Source organism: Streptomyces xingningensis, from assembly GCF_054957865.1.
In genome coordinates, this window is record NZ_JBDJPF010000036.1 from 49,038 (window position 1) to 69,000 (window position 19,963).

Sequence of the window (19,963 nt, forward strand, 5' to 3'; positions counted from 1 at the left end):
GTCAGGCTCACAGCGTCGTGCGTCTTCCACGCGGCTGCGCCCCCTTCACCGCCTGCGGCCGTCGGGACGGCCGTCATGCCAAGGACCAGTGAGGACTGAGACCACGTGAGCACTGCTTCGACTCGTAAACCGGTCGTACTCATCGCCGAAGAGCTGTCCCCCGCCACCGTCGACGCCCTTGGGCCGGACTTCGAGATCCGGCACTGCAATGGGGCGGACCGCGCCGAGCTGCTGCCCGCGATCGCCGAGGTCGACGCGATCCTGGTGCGCTCCGCCACCAAGGTCGACGCCGAGGCCATCGCCGCCGCCGGGCGGCTGCGGGTCGTCGCCCGCGCGGGCGTGGGCCTCGACAATGTCGACGTCGCCGCCGCCACCAAGGCCGGCGTCATGGTGGTGAACGCCCCCACCTCCAATATCGTCACCGCCGCCGAACTCGCCTGTGGCCTGCTGATCGCCACCGCCCGCAATATCCCGCAGGCCAATTCGGCACTGAAGAACGGCGAGTGGAAGCGATCCAAGTACACGGGCGTGGAGCTGTCCGAGAAGACCCTTGGCGTCGTCGGCCTCGGGCGCATCGGGGTGCTCGTCGCCCAGCGCATGTCGGCCTTCGGCATGAAGGTCGTCGCCTATGACCCCTATGTGCAGCCCGCGCGTGCCGCGCAGATGGGCGTCAAACTCCTGTCGCTGGACGAGCTGTTGGAGACCGCCGACTTCATCACCGTCCATCTGCCCAAGACGCCCGAGACCCTCGGGCTGATCGGCGACGAGGCCCTGCACAAGGTCAAGCCGACGGTCCGCATCGTCAATGCCGCGCGTGGTGGCATCGTGGACGAGGAGGCCCTGGCCTCGGCGCTGAAGGAGGGCCGGGTCGCGGCCGCCGGTCTGGACGTCTACGCCTCCGAGCCCTGCACCGACTCTCCGCTCTTCGAGTTCGACAATGTGGTCGCCACCCCCCATCTCGGCGCCTCCACGGGCGAGGCCCAGGAGAAGGCGGGCATCTCCGTCGCCCGGTCCGTACGCCTGGCCCTCGCGGGCGAGTTGGTGCCGGATGCCGTCAATGTCCAGGGCGGGGTGATCGCCGAGGACGTCAAGCCCGCCCTGCCGCTGGCCGAGAAGCTCGGAAGGATCTTCACCGCGCTGGCCGGGGAGGTCGCGCTCCGGCTCGATGTCGAGGTCTATGGCGAGCTCACCCAGCACGATGTCAAGGTGCTCGAACTCTCCGCGCTCAAGGGCGTGTTCGAGGACATCGTCGATGAGACCGTCTCCTATGTGAATGCCCCCCTCTTCGCCCAGGAGCGCGGCGTCGAGGTCCGTCTCACCACGGGTTCGGAATCTCCCGAGCACCGCAATGTGGTGACTGTGCGCGGCACCCTCGCGGCCGGTGACGAGGTCTCCATCTCCGGCACCCTGGCCGGTCCCAAGAACCTCCAGAAGATCGTCGCCGTTGGTGAGAACGACGTCGACCTGGCCCTCGCCGACCATATGGCCTTCCTCCGCTATGTCGACCGGCCGGGCGTCGTCGGCACGGTCGGCCAGATCTTCGGCGAGGCCGGCATCAACATCGCGGGCATGCAGGTCTCGCGTGCGGTCGAGGGCGGCGAGGCACTGGTCGCCCTGACGGTGGACGAGTCGATTCCATTGCCGGTGCTGGCGGAGATCGCGGAGGAGATCGGGGCGGCGTCGGCGCGGGCGGTGAACCTGACGGACTGAGGTCCGGGGCCGTACGAGCGTAGGCGCCGGGCTCGGCCGCAGCCTCCGATACGAGGCGCGGCCGGACCCGGTGATCTTGCGCACCTTGTCTTCCGGGCGCTCAGCCGACCACCTCGTCTGCCGGGCGCACTGCCGCCCGGCTGCCCGCCGTCAGGCCCGCCAGCAGCCGGAGTGAGGTCTCCGAATCGGATCCGGCGGCCACGGTGTAGGTCACGAGCATCTGCTCGGGGTCGTCCGGCAGCGGCAGCGCCTCAAAGTCGACCGTGAAGTTCCCGACCGCGGGATGGTGGATGACCTTGGAGCCGTAGGACTTCTGGTGCACCGGGTAGCCGGACCACAGCTTGGTGAACTGTGCGCTGCCCAGGGAGAGTTCGCCGATCAGCGTGGCCATCGCGGGGTCCTCGGGGTGCCGCCCGGCGTATGAGCGCAGCTGACCGACCACCTCCTTGGCCACCTTGTCGAACTCCGGGTAGCGGTCGGGCCCGTCGGCGAGGAATACCAGCTTGGCGATGTTGCGATCTCCGGGCGGCAGTTGGTCGAAATCCGCGACCACGGTGTTGGCGAGGGGATTCCAGGCCAGTACGTCCATCCGGCGGCCGAGCACAAAGGCCGGGACGTCATATGCGGACTCCAGCAGCCGGCGCACGCCGGGCCGCACCCGCTGCGGCCGCGGCGTGCGTGCCCGACGGGGCGCGGGGCGGGCCAGGTCGCGCAGATAGGTGCGCTCGCCGGGAGAGAGCCGCAGGGCGTCGGCCACCGAATCCAGCACGGCGTCGGACACATTGCGGGTGCGCCCCTGCTCCAGCCGTACGTAGTAGTCGATGCTGATCCCCGCCAGCAGCGCCAGCTCCTCCCGGCGCAGGCCGGGCACCCGGCGGCGGACCGCGGGGCCGGTCGGCATCCCGAAATCCTCCGGTCGCACGGCGGCACGGCGGTTGCGCAGGAATTCACCAAGGTCGGACATGCTCCTCAGTATCCGCCGGGCGGGCCGATCTTGCCTGGGTCCATCAGTACCAGGAACGCCGGTCCCCCTGAATCGCCGTGCCTGGCAGGAGCGCTGGAGTGGGCGGAGAGTGGACGCAGGGCAGGCACTCCGAAGGATCCGCACAAGAGATCCGCACAAGAGAACGGAACATTCTTATGCGTACGACCATTCTGGGGCGGACCGGCATCACGGTCAGCCGGATCGCGCTCGGCACGATGATGCTGGGGGAGTGGGGAAACCGGGATCACGATGACGCCGTGCGCCTGGTGCACACCGCGCTGGACGCGGGGGTGAACTTCATTGACACGGCCGACATGTACTCGGCGGGCGAGTCCGAGCAGATCGTCGGCAAGGCCCTCAAGGGTCGCCGGGATGAGGTCATCTTGGCGACCAAGGCGCACTTCCCCATGGGGGAGGATCCCAACAGCCGCGGGAATTCCCGGCGTTGGATCAAGAAGGCGGTCGAGGCCAGCCTGCGCAGGCTGAACACCGACTACATCGACCTCTACCAGATCCACCGCCCCGACCCGTCCACCGATATCGACGAGACCCTCTCCGCACTCTCCGACCTGGTGCGGGCGGGCAAGGTAATGGCCATCGGGTCGTCCGACTTCGCCGCCGAGCAACTGGTCGAGGCACGTTGGACCGCCGAGCGCCGGGGCCATGTGCCCTTCCACACCGAGCAGCCGCCCTACTCGATCTTTATGCGGGGCATCGAGCGCTCGGTGCTGCCCACCGCGCAGCGGCATGGGATGGGGGTGCTCACCTGGAGTCCGCTGGCCAGTGGCTGGTTGACCGGGAAGTACCGCAAGGCGAGCCCACTTGAGCTGAACGACTTCCTTGGACCGCGTCGCATGATCTCGCACAAGTTCGATCAGAGCCTGCCCGGCAATGTGCGTAAGTATGAGGTCATCGAGGAGCTGATCAAGCTCGCGGGCGAAGCCGGTGTTCCGCTCGCACACCTCGCACTGGCCTTTGTGCTGACGCATCCGGCGGTGGACAGCGCGATCATCGGCCCCCGCACCGTCGAGCAGCTCACCGATCTGATCGCCGCCGCGGATCTGACCCTGGATGACGCCGTGTTGGACCGCATCGATGAGCTGGTGCCGCCCGGCACGGATCTCAACCCCGCCGATGCGGACTACACCCCGCCGCAGCTGGCCGATGCGGCGCTGCGCCGGCGCCCGCAGGCCTGAGCTGAGAAATTAGTTGTACTCTTTAAATGATTGGAGTTGTTAAACCAACTGGAGGTTCTGCATGCCCGAGCTCTCCCGTCGTCGCTGGCTGGTCCTGGCAATCTGCTGCACAGCCCTGCTGCTGGTCAGCCTGGACAACACCATCCTCAATGTGGCGCTGCCCTCCCTGCAAAAGGACCTGCACGCCTCCGTCTCGGGTCTGCAGTGGACCATCGACGCCTATCTCGTGGTCCTGGCCTCACTGTTGATGCTCGCCGGTTCGACGGCCGACCGGATCGGCCGCCGACGGACGTTCCAGGCGGGTCTGGCCCTCTTCACCGCTGGTTCGGCGCTGTGCAGCCTGGCGCCCGGGCTGCACTGGCTGATCGCGTTCCGTATGGTCCAGGCCGTCGGTGGGTCCATGCTCAATCCGGTCGCCATGTCGATCATCACCAACACCTTTACCGAGCCCAGAGAGCGGGCTCGCGCGATAGGGGTGTGGGGTGGAGTCGTGGGCATCAGCATGGCGGCCGGGCCGATCGTCGGTGGCGCACTGGTCCAGTCGGTCGGCTGGCGCTCGATCTTCTGGATCAATGTGCCGGTGGGGCTGGCCGCATTGGTCCTGACCATTCGCTATGTCCCCGAGTCCCGGGCGTCCAGACCACGTCGGGTCGACCCGGTCGGCCAGCTGCTGATGATTGTGCTGCTGGGCTCCTTGACCTACGGGATCATCGAGGGCAGGGCCGCGGGCTGGAGCTCGCCGCTGATACTCGGCTGCTTCGCACTCGCGCTCGGTGCGCTCAGCTCGCTGGTGATCTATGAGAACAAGCGCAGAGAACCCCTCATAGAGCCACGGCTGTTCCGCAGCGCCCCGTTCAGTGGTGCCACCCTGATCGCCGTGAGCGCCTTTGCCGCGCTCTCCGGGTGCCTGTTCCTCAACATGCTCTATCTGCAGGATGTGCAGGGTCTCTCGGCGCTGGGGGCCGGGCTGCACATGCTGCCCATGGCGGCCATGTGCCTGGTCTTCGCACCGCTGTCGGGGCGGCTGGTGGGTTCCCGCGGTCCGCGGCTGCCGCTGATGTTGGCCGGGGTGGCGATGACGGCCAGTGGCGTCCTCTTCGCGGCCTTCGACGCCCAGTCGTCCGACCCGCTGCTGTTCGCCGCGCTCGTCCTGTTCGGCGTGGGCTTCGGGCTGGTGAACGCTCCGATCACCAACACCGCCGTCTCCGGCATGCCGCGCGCCCGCGCCGGGGTCGCCGCCGCGGTGGCCTCCACCAGCCGCCAGGTCGGCGCCTCGCTCGGGGTGGCCGTGATCGGCGCGGCGGTCGCCGCCGGGGTGCGGGGTACGGGCTGGTGGATCATCGCCGGGTGCGGGCTGGCCGTCCTGCTGCTGGGTACGCTCACTACCGGCCGCTGGGCCACCGGGACCGCGGAGCGGGCTGCGGCCCGCCTCGACTCCGACCAGACCAGGATCCCGGTGACCACATGACCAAGCACCATGAGACGACGCACCATGAGACGACCGCCACGCATCACGAGGCCGCGAGCCGGGCCTGGGGCAATCTGCGGGAAATGGTCCTCGGCGGCAATGAGCGTCGCAAGGAGGTGGCCGATGCGCTCGGGATGAGCTTCTTTCGCATCAAGGCGCTGCGCAGGATCGCCAAGCGACCGGTGACCCTGCGGGAGTTGGCGGACGATCTGATGACCGACCGCCCCTACACCACACTGGTCGTCGACGCCCTCGCCAGACAGGGCCTGGTCGACCGGACCGCCAATCCCGCCGATCGCCGCTCCAAGATTGTTTCGGTCACGGAGGCGGGGCGGGCGGCCGCCGACCGCGCCAACAGCATTCTCGGCACCCCGCCTCCCGCCCTGTTGGCCTTGCCCGAGGAGGAGTTGGCGGCCCTGGACCGCATCATGGCACGGCTGGTCGCCGCCTCGGAGTCCCCCGGGAGACACGCTTAGACCGGTGTCGGCTCGGCATCCGGAGCGACATGCGGCCGGGCCGCGTCGGCCGGGGCCGCCGCCGGAGCGAGGCCGCGCAGGCGGCGGATCGCAAAACCGGAGGCGAGGAGCATCACGGCCATGGCGCCGATCGCGGCCGCATGCATGCCGCTGGTGAAGGCATCGCGCGCGGCGGAGGCGAGTGCGGCGCCCGCCCGGCCGGGGAGGCGATCGGAAACGACCAGCGCACTGCCCAGCGTCTCGCGCACGGAGCGCAGCGCGCCAGGCGGCAGCCCGGCGGGCGCCGCGTCGGTCACGTCCCGGCGGTAGACGGCCGTGCCGATGGAGCCCAGGACCGCCGTGCCCAGCGCGGCACCGAACTCCTGGCCGGTCTCCAGCAGCGCGGCCGCCGAGCCGGACTTCTCCGGGGGGACCGTGCCCAGGGCCAGGTCGGTGATCAGGGTCATCACCGTGACGATGCCCACGGCGACGATGCCCGCCGAGACCAGGATGAGCCAGCTGCCCGAGCCGCTCGTCGTGCCCAGGGCCAGCGCATACCCGGCCGCAGCGATGGCGAACGCCCCGCCGATGACCTTGGCGCGTTCAACGCCCCGTGCCACCAGGGCGGTTGCCGCCGGTGCGGCGCCGCCCACCGCGACCGAGGGGATCAGGGCCCACAGTGCCGCCTCCAATGCGCTCTTGCCCAGCACCAGTTGCAGATACTGCATGGTGAAGACGGTGAACCCGCCCATGGCGAACATGGCCACCGAGTTGACGCCGATCGAGGCCGCGAAGCCACGGCCGCGGAACAGCGCGGGGCTGATCATCGGCTCCTCGGCGGTTCGCTGCCGCCGGACGAAGAGCACGCCGATGACGAGTCCCCCGCCGATCGCCAGTGCGGGAAGCGGCCCGTAGCCATCGGCGGCGATGCGCTTCAGGCAGTAGACGACCGGCAGGACCGATGCGAAGGAGAGCACCGAGCTGAGGAGATCGAAGCGACGGCCGGGGGAGGGGTTCTTGAACTCCGGCACCAGCAGCGGGGCGAGGACCAGCAGCAGCCCCATGGCGGGCAGATTGATCAGGAAGACCGACCCCCACCAGAAGTGACTCAGCAGAAAGCCGCTGAGCACCGGGCCGAGCGCAATCCCGCCGGCCATCGCACCGGACCAGATGGCGACCGCGGTGCCGCGCTGCTTCTGGTCGCGGAACATATTGCGGACCAGTGCCAGCGTGGACGGCATCAGGGTGGCACCGCCGATGCCCAGCAACGCCCGTACCGTGATGAGCATTTCGGCGCTGTGTGCATAGGCGGCGGCTATCGATGCGGCACCAAAGGCGGTGGCCCCGATCAGCAGCAGCCTGCGGCGCCCTATCCGGTCGCCGAGCGCGCCCATGGTGAGCAGCAGCCCGGCCAGGACAAAGCCATAGATGTCGAAGATCCACAGCTGCTGGGTGGCGGTCGGCTCGAGGTCGCGGCTGATGAACGGTACGGCGAAGTAGAGCACCGAGACATCCATTGACACCAGGAGCAAGGGCAGCAACAGCACCGCCAGCGCCGTCCATTCCTTGCGGCCTGCCCATGGGGCGGTCATATCGGGTCTCCCATTGTGTGTACGACGTACATCTTCTGGTGTGCAGAGTACGCATCGCCGCCGTGTGGGCGCAATATCACCGGTTTACCGGCGCATTGATGCACTAGTGCACTAGAGGTTGAGTGCTACCCTTCCTGCATGGGTGCACTAGAGCAGCCGGCGGGTCCGCCCTATCTCCGGATCGCCGCCGAACTTCGTGATCGCATCGCCTCCGGCGAGTTGCGCGCGGGTGACAGGGTCCCGTCCACGCGGGGGATCACCCAGGAATGGGGGGTGGCCATGGCCACCGCCACCAAGGTCCTGGCGGTGCTGCGCCAGGAGGGGCTGGTCCGGGCCGTGCCCGGGGTGGGTACGGTCGTCGAGGCGCCCGGCGTCCGCTCGGAGCCCGCCGCCGTCCGGCAGGACAGGCCGCGCGCGACCAAACCTGCCAAACCGGCTAAGCCCGCCAAACCGGCCAAGCCGGGGGAGTCCGCGCTGACCCGGGAGCGCATTGTGCGCACGGCCATCGCCATTGCCGACACCCATGGCTCGGCCGCGCTGTCCATGCGGACGATCGCCGCCGAACTCGGCGTCTCCACCATGGCGTTGTACCGCCATGTGCCGGGCAAGGACGAGTTGGTGGCTCTGATGACCGATGCGGTGTTCGGCGAGATCGAATTCCCGGGCAGGGCTCCGGCCGACTGGCGGGAGCGGCTGGAGCTCGCGGCCCGGTCACAGTGGGCGCTCTACCGCCGGCACCCGTGGTTCGCCAAGGCGATGTCCTTCACCCGCCCGGTGCTGTCCGTGAACGCCCTGGCCCACACGGAATGGGCGGTGGCCCCGCTGCGCGAACGGGGCCTTGACGTGGTGACCCTGCTGCATATCGCCGTCATGGTCGCGGCCCATGTGCGGGGCCTTGCGGTCAATCTCGAGGACGAGGCGCTGGCGGAGCGGGACACCGGCCTGACGAACGACGAGTGGCTGGCGAGCCGGTCCGTGGAGTTCGATGCTCTCGTCGCGAGCGGCGACTTCCCGATGTACGCCCGGACCATGGCGATCGAGGAGGATGCCATCAACCTTGACTCGATGTTTGAGTTCGGCCTGGCCCGGCTGCTGGACGGGCTGGTGCCCATCGTCGACCGGCGCTCCCCGGACCACGGGGACGGTGCTGAGGTCTTGGGGTGAATGGCGGCAACTGGCCGGATTTCGGGGGGTGCGCTGGACGTGATGGAGGGCCCGCGGTGTACTGGTTGCCTGAGGACACCAGTCCACTTGTCCGGGAGGTCGCTCATGACCGGAACCGCTGCGCACCCCACCGCATCCCCGGCCCCCGTCTGGCCGCAGGACCGGACCTGCCCCTACCACCCGCCCGCCGCCTACCCCGCCCTGGCCGAACACGGCCCGCTGTCACGCGTCACGCTCTTCGACGGCGCCGCGGTCTGGTTCGTCACCGGACACGCCGAGGCCCGCTCGCTGCTGGTCGACTCCCGGCTCTCCGCCGACCGGCGGCGCCCGGAGTTCCCGGTCCTCATGGCGCGCTTCGCGGACCGCCGGACCGTCCGCATACCGCTCCTCGGCGAAGACGACCCGCTGCACAACCGGCAACGCCGCATGCTGATCCCGTACTTCGGCCTCAAGCAGATCGCCGCCCTGCGCCCGCGCATCCAGCAGACGGTGGACGGGCTCATCGACCGGATGCTGGCCAAGGGGCCGGAGGCGGACCTGGTCACCGCGTACGCCCTGCCCGTACCGTCGGTGGTCATCTGCGCCCTGCTCGGCGTGCCCTACGCCGACCACGAGTTCTTCGAGTCACGCACCCGGAGGATGCTCTCCGCGGACACCGCCGAGGAGCTCCAGGAGGCACGGGACGAACTCAAGGCCTATCTCCACCGGCTGCTGGACGCCAAGCGGGCGGAACCGGGCGAGGGACTGCTCGACGAGCTCATCGCCGAACAGCTCACCGAGGGCGAGCTCGACGGCGAGGAGCTGGTGATGATGGCCCTGCTGCTGCTGGTCGCCGGTCATGAGACCACCTCCAACATGATCTCCCTCGGCACCTATACGCTCCTCGAACACCCTGGACAGCTGGCCGAGTTACGCACCGATCCCTCGCTGATGCGGGGGGCGGTGGAGGAGCTGCTGCGCTATCTGTCCATCGCCGACGGCCTGGTGCGGGTCGCCACCGAGGACATCGAGGTGGGCGGGGAGACCATCCGGGCCGGTGACGGCGTGCTGTTCGCCACCTCGGTGATCAACCGCGACCCCGCCGCCTACCGGGAACCCGACGCCCTGGACGTCCACCGGTCGGCTCGCCACCATGTCGCGTTCGGCTATGGCGTGCACCAATGCCTCGGCCAGAACCTGGCCCGGCTGGAGCTGGAAATCGCCCTCTCCTCGCTTTTCGCCCGTATCCCCACCCTGCGTCTGGCCGTTGCCCCGGATGAGGTGCCCGCCAAGCCCGGCGGCTCCCTGCAAGGACTCATCGCCCTCCCGGTCACCTGGTGACCGCAGAACGGAGCACCACCATGCGCGTCAGCATCGATTCCGACCTCTGCATCGGTTCCGGCCAGTGCGCCCTCACCGCCCCCAGCGTCTTCACCTCGGACGACGACGGCTTCGGCGCCGTGCTCCCGGGCCGGGAGGACGGCGCGGGCGAGCCGCTCGTCAAGGAGGCGGTGCGGGCCTGTCCGGTGCAGGCCATCACCTTCGCCGAGGAGTGAGGGCGGCGGCGTTCGGGACCCTTGGCGGCCCCCAGGTGCGCGGGCGTACCGGTCCACGGGGTACACCCGCGCGAGCCACCGCCGCGCGCTCAGCCGACGGCAGCGCCGAACCACTTGGGCAGCAGGCCGAGCAGCTCCTGCTGATCTTCACCGACCCACGCCACATGGCCGTCCGGCCGCAACAGCACGGCGGGTACGTCCAGTTCCTCGCTGACGTCGGCGACGCGGTCGACCCGGTCTGCCCAGCCCGCCACCGAGAGTCGGCCGGTCCGGTCGAGCAGCAGCCCGCGGCCGCCGCGCATGAGTTCATAGAGGCGCCCCTGCTTCAGCTCCAGGTCCCGCATCCGCCGGCCGAGCAGTTCGTGCCCCTCGCCGAAGTCGTAGCGGACCCCGATCGCAATGATCTTCTCGGTCAGGTGGCGGTTCACCTCTTCAAAGTCCATCAGCTCCGATACCAGCCGGCGCACCGACCGGGGACCCGGCTCGGTGGACATCAGCTCCGCCTGCGCGCGGGTGTTGTCCAGTACGTCGGCGGCCACCGGGTGCCGTTCGGCCTGGTAACTGTCCAGCAGCCCCTCCGGTGCCCAGCCGGCGATCTCGGCGGCCAGTTTCCAGCCGAGGTTGAACGCGTCCTGGACACCGAGGTTGAGGCCCTGCCCGCCCATCGGCGGGTGGATGTGCGCCGCGTCGCCGGCCAGCAGCACCCGCCCGACCCGGTAGCGCTCGGCCTGCCGGGTGGCGTCGCCGAAGCGCGACAGCCAGCGCGGCGAGTGCACGCCGAAGTCGGTGCCGGCGAACACCCGCAGCTGCTTTTTGAACTCCTCCAGGGCCGGCGGGGCCGTGCGGTCCTCGGCCACCCCCTCGGCGGGCACGACCACGCGGTACACCCCGTCCCCGAGGGGCCCGAGACCGAACCTCTTCTGGGTCTTGCGGACTTCCCCGACGATGGCGGCGACCGTCGCCGGATCCTCGGCCGCCGCCATCTCGCCCAGCAGCGTCTCGACCCGGGTGGGCTCGCCCGGGAAGCCGACACCGAGCAGCTTGCGCACCGTGCTGCGGCCGCCGTCACAGCCGACGAGATACCGCGAGCGCAGCCGTGCGCCGCCCCCTCCCCCGGCGGCTGCGCCCCCATTGCCGGGGGTGCCTCCATCGGCCAGCTCGACGGTCACCCCATGCTCGTCCTGGCTCAGCCCGACCAGCTCGCAGCCGCGCCGGATCTCGGCGCCGAGCTCCGCGGCGCGCTCGGCCAGCAGGCGATCGGTGGTGGTCTGCGGGATGCCGAGGACGTAGGGATGCGAGGTGTCCAGGTCGGGCGCGGGCTTGTCGATGGCGGCGAAGAAACCACCGACCGGGTACTTCTGCCCATGCGTGAGGAACCGCTCCAGCAGACCGCGCTGGTCCATCACCTCTACGCTGCGCGCGTGCAGGCCGAGCGCGCGGACATACGCGGCCGGCTCCGCCTCCTTCTCCAGCACGAGCACGTGCACGCCGTGCAGCCGCAACTCGCAGGCCAGCATCAAGCCGGTCGGTCCGCCGCCGACCACGATCACGTCAATCATCAAGCCCCCCATTGAACAAGTTGCACTTCGGCCGGCCGCACTTCGGCAAAGCGCAGGTATGCAGGTATTTCGCGAATCCCTGATTTCCGCAGGTTCCGGCTTCGGACGGAGATTCTGCGCCACGACCCGGGTCTTGCCGCAAGGCCCCCCGTGCGCTATAGGTTGAAAGTGGCAAGGAGGAGGCAATCTCCTTGCCATTTCCGCTATGCCGGTCGGACGAGCCCGGCGTCGTAGGCGAAGATGACCGCTTGGACGCGGTCACGTGCTTCCACCGTGGCGAGGATCCGGCCGATGCGGGTCTTGACGGTCGATTCCGCGACGACGAGGAGCTCGGCGATTTCGTGGTTGGTACGGCCGTTGGCGATGGCGATGAGGACTTCGCGCTCCCGGCCGGTGAGGCGGGCCGGCCGTGCGTCCCGGCGCGAAGCGTGTGGCTCGGGGCCCGGGAAGTGCTGGGCGAACCGGTTGAGCAGACGGCGCGTCAGACTGGGGGCGACAACGGCGTCCCCGGTTGACGGCGCGGATGCCGGAGATCAGATCCGTGGGCAGCGCGCGGAATCGCGGGTCCCGCAACCTAACCGAGGCGCGACCCCTTGAGGGTCATGTGCAGCAGCAGCCGGTCCTCGCCGTTGTCCAGATCGAGCCCCGTCAGCTGTTCCACCCGCGACAGGCGGTAGTAGAGCGTCTGCCGGTGGATACCGAGGGCCGCCGCCGCGCGCCCGGCCTGGCCCGCGCAGTCGAGGTACACCTCGGCGGTGCGGGCCAGTTCGGTGTGCGGGCCCGTCAACAGCGGCCGTACCACCGGATCCGCCGCCCGCTCCGCCGGGAGCCCGGTCAGCACCCGGTACGGTCCGATGGCCGCCCACTCGGCCACCGGGCCCAGGCGGCGCTCCGCGCCCGCCGCCCGCGCGGCGGCCAGCGCCTCGGCCCAGGCCTCGGGCAGCTCCGTCAGACCGCGCCGGGGAGTGCCGAGGCCGGCCGCCGCCAGGGAGTGTCCCGCGCGGGGCGAGTGCAGCAGCCGGTCGGCGGCCGCGCGGGCCGGGGCGGGGGAGGCCATGGCCCGCAGCCGGACCAGGGCCGCGAGCGCCGCCGAACCATCGGGCAGACAGCCGGCGATCGCGCACAGCGCCGCCACCCCGGACTGGGCGGCGATCACGGACCCGGGCCCGTCGGTACCGGACCGGGCCCCGGAGTCGCCGGAACCGTCGGAATCGTCCAGTTGCCAGGGCGCCACCGCCACCAGCGCCAGCGGCCCCTCCGCCGCCGCGCCGAGCGCCTCCCGCAGCGCGCCACGCGCCGCCGCGCGGCCCGCGGGCCGCGCGGTCAGCAGCTCCCGCAGCAGCTCGCCCAGCTCGGCCCCGCTCTGGGCCTCCGCCGCCAGCAGTGCGCCGATCCTGGCGGTGGTCTCCATGGCCTGGACCACCCGTGGATCGGTGCCGGGGCCGCCGAGCTCCAGGCCCGCCAACTGCTCGTCGTCCAGCAGCCACACATATCCGTGCACCATGCCCCGGTGCCGCACGGGCAGGCAGATGCGGCCCTTGAACACCCCGGCCGCCGGATCGGGCGGGATGCGCAGCGGCTGCCGCGCCCGTGCGATGCCGAACGCCTCGAACCACGCCCGTACCGCCGCCGTCGACCGGCGCTGCAGGATCGACCGGGTCCGCACCGGGTCCATCGTCAGCTCCAGGTCGTCGCCCCCATGGGCGCCGAAGGCGATCAGCCCGAAATCCCGGTCCTCCAGCGTCGCGGGAGCACCGAATGTCGCCGAAATCTCGTCCACGAGCTGCTGATACTCGCCACGTATCACCGCGCTGTGCTCCCTTCCGCCGCCTACCGCGGACCATTGTCATACATCTGTCTGAGATCCCGGCCACGGATGCGTGACAGCTGTCGATGGCTGCACAGTGGACGCGAACCCTAGGTTTCACGATGAGTTACGTATGCCGTCTTCCCCCGTGGAATCGGCCGTCATCGTGGAGGTGCCCGTGCTGGGTCCCGTGCTGCTCGCCGCGTCGCGTAGCGATGCCATCCGCCGTATCGTCTCGGCCGCGCCGGTCACCCGCCCCGTGGTGGACCGTTTCGTCGCCGGCGAGGCCCTGGCCGAGTCCCTGGCCGCGGTACGGTCCCTGAACCAGCGCGGCCTCGAGGTCACCCTGGACCACCTCGGTGAGGACATCACCGATGCGGCCGAGGCGCTGCGCGCCCGGGACGCCTATCTGGCGCTGGCCGAGTCGCTGAAGGGCGAGGGCCTGGGCGCGCGGGCCGAGATGTCCGTGAAGCTGTCCGCGTTCGGCCAGGCGCTGCCCGGTGGTCATGACCTGGCGCTCGCCAATGTCACTCCGGTGGTCGAGGCCGCGGCCGAGGCCGGCACCACGGTGACGCTGGACATGGAGGATCACACCACGGTCGACTCCACGCTGGCGATCCTCGCCGAGCTGCGCAAGCGCTTCCCGGAGACCGGCGCCGTCGTCCAGTCGTACCTCTTCCGCACCGAGGAGGACTGCCGTGCCCTCGCGGGCGAGGGCTCCCGGGTGCGGCTGGTGAAGGGCGCCTACAAGGAGCCGGCGTCCGTGGCCTTCCAGGACAAGCGCGAGGTCGACCTGGCGTATGTCCGCTGCCTGAAGATCCTGATGGCGGGCAAGGGCTATCCGATGGTCGGGTCGCACGATCCGCGCATGGTCGCCATCGCTCAGGAGCTCGGCCGCCGCAATGGGCGCAAACTGGATGAGTACGAGTTCCAGATGCTGTACGGCATCCGTGCGGCCGAGCAGCAGCGGCTTGTCGCGGACGGTCACCGCATGCGGGTGTACATCCCGTACGGCACCGACTGGTACGGCTACTTCATGCGGCGGCTGGCGGAGCGCCCGGCGAACCTGACGTTCTTCCTGCGGTCGCTCGCGACGCGCGGCTGACCGACGGGCGTCGTGGCACCCAGGCCGGGAGTCCGGGGGTCGCCCCCGGGCAAGCACCGCCTGCGGTCGCTCGCGACGCGCGGCTGACATTTCCCCGACCCCACGTACTGAAGGAGACAAGACCCATGGACGCCGTGACCCAGGTCCCCGCCCCGGTCAACGAGCCGGTGCACGGCTATGCCCCCGGTTCCCCGGAGCGTGCCCGCCTCGAGGCCAAGCTCAAGGAGCTCGCGGGCAACCCCATCGACCTGCCGATGACCATCAACGGCGAGCAGCGGATGGGCGGCGGTGAGGCGTTCCAGGTCGTCCAGCCGCACAACCACGCCGCGGTGCTCGGCACGTTCCACAACGCCACGCAGAAGGACGCGCAGGACGCGATCGACGCGGCGCTGACCGCCGCTCCGGCCTGGCGGGCGATGTCCTTCGACGACCGCGCCGCGATCATCCTGCGCGCGGCCGAGCTGCTGGCCGGTCCCTGGCGCGAGACGCTGGCCGCCTCCACCATGCTCGGCCAGTCCAAGACGGCGCAGCAGGCCGAGATCGACACCCCCTGTGAGCTGGTCGACTTCTGGCGCTTCAATGTGCACTTTGCGCGCCGGATCCTCGCCGAGCAGCCGGTCGCCAACTCCGCCGGGGTCTGGAACCGCAGCGACCACCGTCCGCTGGAGGGCTTCGTCTACGCGATCACGCCCTTCAACTTCACGGCGATCGCCGGCAACCTGCCGACCGCGCCCGCCCTGATGGGCAATGTCGTGGTGTGGAAGCCGTCCCCGACCCAGACCCACTCCGCGGTGCTGCTGATGCGGCTGTTGGCGGAGGCGGGCCTGCCCAAGGGCGTGATCAACCTGGTGACCGGTGATGGCGTCGCGGTCTCCGAGGTGGCCCTGAACCATCCCGAGCTGGCGGGCATCCACTTCACCGGTTCGACCAGGACCTTCCAGTACCTGTGGAAGACGGTCGGCAACAACATCGAGAAGTACAAGTCCTACCCGCGGCTGGTCGGCGAGACCGGCGGCAAGGACTTCGTGGTGGCCCACCCGAGCGCCGACCCGGCGATCCTCAAGACCGCCCTGACCCGTGGCTCCTTCGAGTTCCAGGGCCAGAAGTGTTCGGCCTCCTCCCGCGCCTATGTCCCGCGCTCCATCTGGGAGAACGGCTTCAAGGAGGAGTTCGCGGCCGAGGTGGACGGCCTCACCATGGGTGATGTCAGCGACCTGGCGCACTTCATCGGTGCCGTGATCGACGACCGCGCCTTCGCGAAGAACAAGGCTGCGATCGACCGCGCCAAGGCCGACCCGTCCTGCGAGATCATCGCCGGTGGCACCTATGACGACTCGGTGGGCTACTTCGTCCGCCCGACCGTCATCGAGTGCACGGACCCGGCCAATGAGGTCTTCACCACCGAGTACTTCGGTCCGATCCTGGCGGTCCACGTCTATGAGGACGCCGATTTCGAGGCGATGCTCGCCCAGATGGAGTCCGTCTCGGCCTACGGTCTGACCGGCTCGATCATCGCCCAGGACCGGGCGGCGGCGGCCGATGCGATGGAGAAGCTCCGCTTCGCCGCGGGCAACTTCTATATCAACGACAAGTCGACCGGGGCGGTCGTCGGGCAGCAGCCCTTCGGCGGGGGCCGGGCCTCCGGCACCAATGACAAGGCCGGGGCCGCCAGCAACCTGATGCGCTGGGTCTCGACCCGCTCCATCAAGGAGACGCTGGTTCCGCCGACCGACTACCGCTACCCGCACATGGGCTGATCCGCCCCGTGGGGTGCCCTGCCCCCGACCGGCTCCGGGCCGGTCGGGGGCAGGGCTGTCTCAGATAGTAGGAAGTCCCAGTAATGGGGCAGACAGCGATGCGCCGCTGGCTTAGCGTGGAAACAGCCGAACGTCCCGCTCGATCGAGCGCAGGCGGTTGCGGCCGGGTGCGTGAGCGCAGGTGATCCCTGCCGCACCCGGGCCCCCGCCCCTTTCCCGGCTTTTCGTTCCCTCGCAGAAGGAGACGTCACCATGGCCGAAACCGCTGTCCGCCGCCGCCGTACGGTCCGTACCGCCGAGCATGAATCCGACCGGGCGAATGCCGCCGAAGCGCTGCAGCGGGCGCTGGACCGCCGGGACAACGGAGGCTCGACGGGGCACTGACCCGTCGGACACGCCTTAGCGTCCGCTCCGCGTCACCTCACGGTGCTAGCTCTTCGAGGCGCCGCTCCGCGTCACCTCGAAGTGATCGACCCGTTCCCCGCTCTCCGCCAGCGCGGTGACCCGCAGCCGCGGGTGGCGGCCGGGCTCGGCTTCCACGGCGAGGAAGGAGTAGCCGGTGTAGCGCACCCGGGACCACTCCACCTGCTCCTTGTGCCGGCCGCCGCCCCTGACCCAGTGGTAGCTGGGGATGCTGTCGACGTCCTTGGCGTGCCCCTCGTAGCTGTCCGGCGCCGGGAAGTCGTACAGCGACTTGCCGGCGCCGCCCGCGGTGACATAGACGATGCCGTCCCGTGCGGAGTCGGTGCTCGCGCCGATCGGTACCTTTCTGCCGACCCGCCTGCCCTTGATCGCATCCGTGCGCTCATAGACGTGGTTGTGGCCGTTGATGACCAGGTCCACCTGGTGCTTCTCGAAGAGCGGTACCCAGGTGTCCTGGACCCCGCCGTCGGAGGCGTGCCCATTGGTCGTCGAGAAGGCGCAGTGGTGGAAGAAGACCACGATGAAGTCGATGCCGTGCCGCCCGCGCAGTTCCCGCAGCCGCCGGTCCAGCCAACTGGTCTGCTTGCCTTGGCTGTAGCCGGTGTTGGCGGTGATCTCGTACGAGACGTCGTTGGCGTCCAGCGCCACGACGCCCACATTGCCGTAGGTGAAGGAGTAGACGCCCGGCGAGTGCCGGGCGTCGAAGCCGTTGTCCGGCAGCGTCCAGCGGGCGCTCTGGCCGCCGTAGCCGTTGGGGGAGTACCAGGCCTCCATGTCGTGGTTGCCGGTGGTCACCATCCAGGGCACGCTCTTGGCCACCGACTCGGTCTGGGCGAGGAACTGGTCCCAGGTGCGGGCGTCGTAGACGTCGTCCGGCTTGCCCTCGCCGCTGTTGTCGGCGTAGCAGATGTCGCCCGCGTGCAGGTGGAAGACAGGGTCCTGGCCGAGGATCAACTGGTCGTTGGCGAGCGCGTGATAGCTGACGCCCTGGTCGCCGAAGGCGGTGAAGGTGAACTTCCCGGGGCGGGCCGGGGCCGTGCGGAAGGTTCCTATGGTCCCGAAGTGGCGTGCGTCGACGGGGTCGAAGCCGGTGTGGCCCACGCCGTAGTAATAGGTCTGGCCGGGGCGGAGGTTGTCCAGGTGGGCGTGCAGATAGAACTGCTCGACGGCGGGGAGCTTCTTGGACAGGGCGGGGGTGTGCAGATGCCGCACCTCGGCCTCGATCTTGCGGCTGAGGTCCCAGGGCTTCAGGCCGATCCGGATGAACGGGCGCTTGACGGCGAAGGGCACCTGCCAGGAGACGCGCATCTGGGTCTTCGGGTCGGCGCCGAAGGCGAGATGGCGGCCGAAGGGGGCGACCAGCGAGCCGTCGACCCTGGCGGTGGCCGGGGAGCTGATCAGCGTGGGGGAGAGCGGCTGGGCGTAGGCGCTGGTGCCGGGGGAGAGCAGCCCCGTGCCCGCGACCGCTCCGGCGGTCACGGCCGAGGCGCGGAGCATCCCGCGCCGGGTGAACTTGCTCCGCAGATACTCGTGCTGCTCGGCCATGGTCATGCGGTCGGCGAGGCGGTCGGGGATGCCTACCCGTGGTGTGTCCATGCCGGGAAACGTGCCAGGAATCGGCGACGGCGTCACGTACTTCAGATGAACCAGGACTGACCGGATGGCAATCTGTCCGCATGGTGGACGACGTGTGTCATCCAGCGGGACAGCAGAGTACGGTCCGGTTATGTCTCGCAGCGCTCGCAGCATCAGCCTCGCAGTGATCCCCGGTGACGGCATCGGCTCCGAAGTCGTGACCCAGGGGCTCAAGGTCCTTTCGGCGGTACTCCCTTCCGAAGTGAAGCTGGAGACCCGGGAGTACGACCTGGGCGCCCGCCGCTGGCACGCGACCGGCGACACCCTTCCGGACGATGAGCTGGAGTCCCTCAAGCGGCACGACGCGATCCTGCTCGGGGCGGTCGGCGACCCCTCCGTGCCCTCCGGGGTGCTGGAGCGCGGGCTGCTGCTCAAGCTGCGGTTCGCCTTCGACCACTATGTGAACCTGCGTCCGGCCAGGCTGTTCCCCGGCACGGCCACGCCGCTCGCGGGCGAGCGGGCCATCGACTTCGTGGTGGTCCGCGAGGGCACCGAGGGCCCGTACACCGGCAACGGCGGCTCGCTGCGCACCGGCACCCCCGCCGAGGTGGCCACCGAGGTGAGCGTCAACACCGCCTATGGCGTGGAGCGCGTGGTGCGCGACGCATACGCCCGGGCCCAGGCCCGGCCGCGCAGGAAGCTGACCCTGGTCCACAAGAACAACGTCCTGGTCCACGCGGGCCACCTGTGGAAGAACACCTTCGACCGGGTCGGCCGGGAGTACCCCGAGGTCACCACCGACTATCTGCATGTCGACGCCGCGACGATCTTCCTGGTGACCCAGCCGGAGCGCTTTGACGTCATCGTCACCGACAACCTCTTCGGCGACATCCTCACCGACCTCGCCGCCGCCGTCACCGGCGGCATCGGGACCGCCGCCTCCGGCAACATCAACCCCGAGGGCGCCTTCCCCTCCATGTTCGAGCCGGTCCATGGCTCCGCGCCCGACATCGCGGGCACCGGCAAGGCCGACCCCACGGCCGCCGTCCTGTCCGTGGCACTCCTGCTGCGCCACCTCGGGTACGAGCCGGAGGCGGACCGCATCGAGACCGCCGTCGCCCAGGACCTGGCGGGGCGTGCGGGGGCGGTGCGCACCACCGAAGAGATCGGTGACGCGCTGGTATCCCGGGTGACCGGCTGACCCGGGCCCGTAGGGCGTGGCAGAATGATCAGCACACGCCCCGCCGCGGGTGGGACGCGCCCGCCGCCCCCGGGGGCCAGTGCGGGCCGGGCAGGGGCAGGGGCCGGAGACCGGCCGCGGGGCCCCCGCGCGGCGGGCCGGGCGGGCACCTGCGAGGCGGCCCCAATGGCCCAATGGGGGGGTCTCGGGGCGGGGGTATGTGCCGGTCTCCTGGCGCCCGGCGGGGCGCCCCCCCCCCCGGGGGGGGGGGGGGGGCCGCGCCCGCCCGGGGGCGGCCCCGCCGCGGGGGGTTGCGCCCCCCCCGGGGGCGGCGGGGGGGGGGGGGGGCCCCGGCCCGCCCCCGCGCGGCCCCCCCCCCCCCCCCGGCGCCCCCCCCGCGCCCCCCCCCCCCCGCCCCCCCCCCCCCCCCCCCCCCCCCCCCCCCCCCCCCC

17 protein-coding genes are annotated in these 19,963 nt (G+C 70.3%); 11 read left to right on the forward strand and 6 right to left on the reverse strand.

What is annotated here, in order from left to right; genetic code table 11:
- Positions 1-105 precede the first annotated feature (105 nt).
- Complete coding sequence (serA, locus tag ABCR83_RS19710; RefSeq protein ID WP_462696387.1) at positions 106-1,710, forward strand: phosphoglycerate dehydrogenase; 1,605 nt, start codon at positions 106-108, stop codon at positions 1,708-1,710.
- 100 nt (positions 1,711-1,810) lie between these two features.
- Here serA and ABCR83_RS19715 read toward each other — a convergent pair whose 3' ends face one another.
- Complete coding sequence (locus ABCR83_RS19715; RefSeq protein ID WP_462696388.1) at positions 1,811-2,674, reverse strand: helix-turn-helix domain-containing protein; 864 nt, start codon at positions 2,672-2,674, stop codon at positions 1,811-1,813.
- A 176-nt stretch (positions 2,675-2,850) separates the two neighbouring features.
- Between ABCR83_RS19715 and ABCR83_RS19720 the strand changes: the two genes are divergently transcribed.
- The 3 genes from ABCR83_RS19720 to ABCR83_RS19730 all read left to right on the forward strand — a co-directional run bounded on the left by ABCR83_RS19720 (position 2,851) and on the right by ABCR83_RS19730 (position 5,835).
- Positions 2,851-3,891, forward strand: coding sequence for an aldo/keto reductase (locus ABCR83_RS19720; RefSeq protein WP_462696389.1), 1,041 nt, complete (start codon positions 2,851-2,853; stop codon positions 3,889-3,891).
- Positions 3,892-3,952: 61 nt separating this feature from the next.
- Positions 3,953-5,359, forward strand: coding sequence for a DHA2 family efflux MFS transporter permease subunit (locus ABCR83_RS19725; RefSeq protein WP_462696390.1), 1,407 nt, complete (start codon positions 3,953-3,955; stop codon positions 5,357-5,359).
- Positions 5,356-5,835 carry a MarR family winged helix-turn-helix transcriptional regulator gene (locus ABCR83_RS19730; protein ID WP_462696391.1) on the forward strand — a complete coding sequence of 160 codons (480 nt, stop codon included), beginning with the start codon at positions 5,356-5,358 and terminating at the stop codon, positions 5,833-5,835. The genes ABCR83_RS19725 and ABCR83_RS19730 overlap by 4 nt, the downstream gene beginning before the upstream one ends.
- Here the strand turns inward: ABCR83_RS19730 and ABCR83_RS19735 are convergent.
- Positions 5,832-7,406, reverse strand: a complete 1,575-nt coding sequence (locus ABCR83_RS19735; RefSeq protein ID WP_462696392.1) for an MFS transporter — start codon at positions 7,404-7,406, stop codon at positions 5,832-5,834. The genes ABCR83_RS19730 and ABCR83_RS19735 overlap by 4 nt on opposite strands.
- A 138-nt stretch (positions 7,407-7,544) precedes the next feature.
- On the opposite strand from ABCR83_RS19735, the gene ABCR83_RS19740 reads away from it, so the two are divergent.
- The 3 genes from ABCR83_RS19740 to ABCR83_RS19750 all read left to right on the forward strand — a co-directional run bounded on the left by ABCR83_RS19740 (position 7,545) and on the right by ABCR83_RS19750 (position 10,105).
- Positions 7,545-8,570: a TetR/AcrR family transcriptional regulator C-terminal domain-containing protein gene (locus ABCR83_RS19740; protein ID WP_462696393.1), complete on the forward strand. Its 1,026-nt coding sequence runs from the start codon at positions 7,545-7,547 to the stop codon at positions 8,568-8,570.
- A gap of 105 nt (positions 8,571-8,675) precedes the next feature.
- Positions 8,676-9,890 carry a cytochrome P450 gene (locus ABCR83_RS19745; RefSeq protein WP_462696394.1) on the forward strand — a complete coding sequence of 405 codons (1,215 nt, stop codon included), beginning with the start codon at positions 8,676-8,678 and terminating at the stop codon, positions 9,888-9,890.
- A 20-nt stretch (positions 9,891-9,910) separates the two neighbouring features.
- A complete protein-coding gene (locus tag ABCR83_RS19750) occupies positions 9,911-10,105 on the forward strand; it encodes a ferredoxin (protein WP_462696395.1) in 195 nt (64 codons plus the stop codon).
- Between the two features lie 89 nt (positions 10,106-10,194).
- Here the strand turns inward: ABCR83_RS19750 and rox are convergent, their stop codons facing one another.
- The 3 genes from rox to ABCR83_RS19765 all read right to left on the reverse strand — a co-directional run bounded on the left by rox (position 10,195) and on the right by ABCR83_RS19765 (position 13,468).
- Entirely contained in the window at positions 10,195-11,664 is a 1,470-nt protein-coding gene (rox, locus tag ABCR83_RS19755) for a rifampin monooxygenase (RefSeq protein WP_462696396.1), read from the reverse strand.
- 203 nt (positions 11,665-11,867) lie between these two features.
- Entirely contained in the window at positions 11,868-12,149 is a 282-nt protein-coding gene (locus ABCR83_RS19760) for a response regulator transcription factor (RefSeq protein WP_462696406.1), read from the reverse strand.
- An 89-nt stretch (positions 12,150-12,238) separates the two neighbouring features.
- The gene (locus ABCR83_RS19765) at positions 12,239-13,468 is read right to left on the reverse strand and encodes a PucR family transcriptional regulator (RefSeq protein ID WP_462696407.1); all 1,230 of its coding nucleotides are present in this window, start codon (positions 13,466-13,468) and stop codon (positions 12,239-12,241) included.
- Positions 13,469-13,649: 181 nt separating this feature from the next.
- On the opposite strand from ABCR83_RS19765, the gene ABCR83_RS19770 reads away from it, so the two are divergent.
- The 3 genes from ABCR83_RS19770 to ABCR83_RS19780 all read left to right on the forward strand — a co-directional run bounded on the left by ABCR83_RS19770 (position 13,650) and on the right by ABCR83_RS19780 (position 16,717).
- Positions 13,650-14,576, forward strand: a complete 927-nt coding sequence (locus ABCR83_RS19770; RefSeq protein ID WP_462696408.1) for a proline dehydrogenase family protein — start codon at positions 13,650-13,652, stop codon at positions 14,574-14,576.
- Positions 14,577-14,701: 125 nt separating this feature from the next.
- On the forward strand, positions 14,702-16,333 hold the full coding sequence (gene pruA, locus ABCR83_RS19775; protein WP_462696397.1) for an L-glutamate gamma-semialdehyde dehydrogenase: 1,632 nt from the start codon (positions 14,702-14,704) through the stop codon (positions 16,331-16,333).
- A gap of 252 nt (positions 16,334-16,585) precedes the next feature.
- Positions 16,586-16,717 (forward strand): hypothetical protein, encoded by a 132-nt coding sequence (locus ABCR83_RS19780; RefSeq protein WP_462696398.1) that lies wholly within the window; start codon positions 16,586-16,588, stop codon positions 16,715-16,717.
- A gap of 45 nt (positions 16,718-16,762) precedes the next feature.
- On the opposite strand, the gene ABCR83_RS19785 is transcribed toward ABCR83_RS19780, so the two are convergent.
- Positions 16,763-18,352 (reverse strand): purple acid phosphatase family protein, encoded by a 1,590-nt coding sequence (locus ABCR83_RS19785; protein WP_462696399.1) that lies wholly within the window; start codon positions 18,350-18,352, stop codon positions 16,763-16,765.
- Positions 18,353-18,482: 130 nt separating this feature from the next.
- On the opposite strand from ABCR83_RS19785, the gene ABCR83_RS19790 reads away from it, so the two are divergent.
- Complete coding sequence (locus ABCR83_RS19790) at positions 18,483-19,532, forward strand: 3-isopropylmalate dehydrogenase (RefSeq protein ID WP_462696400.1); 1,050 nt, start codon at positions 18,483-18,485, stop codon at positions 19,530-19,532.
- Positions 19,533-19,963 lie beyond the last annotated feature (431 nt).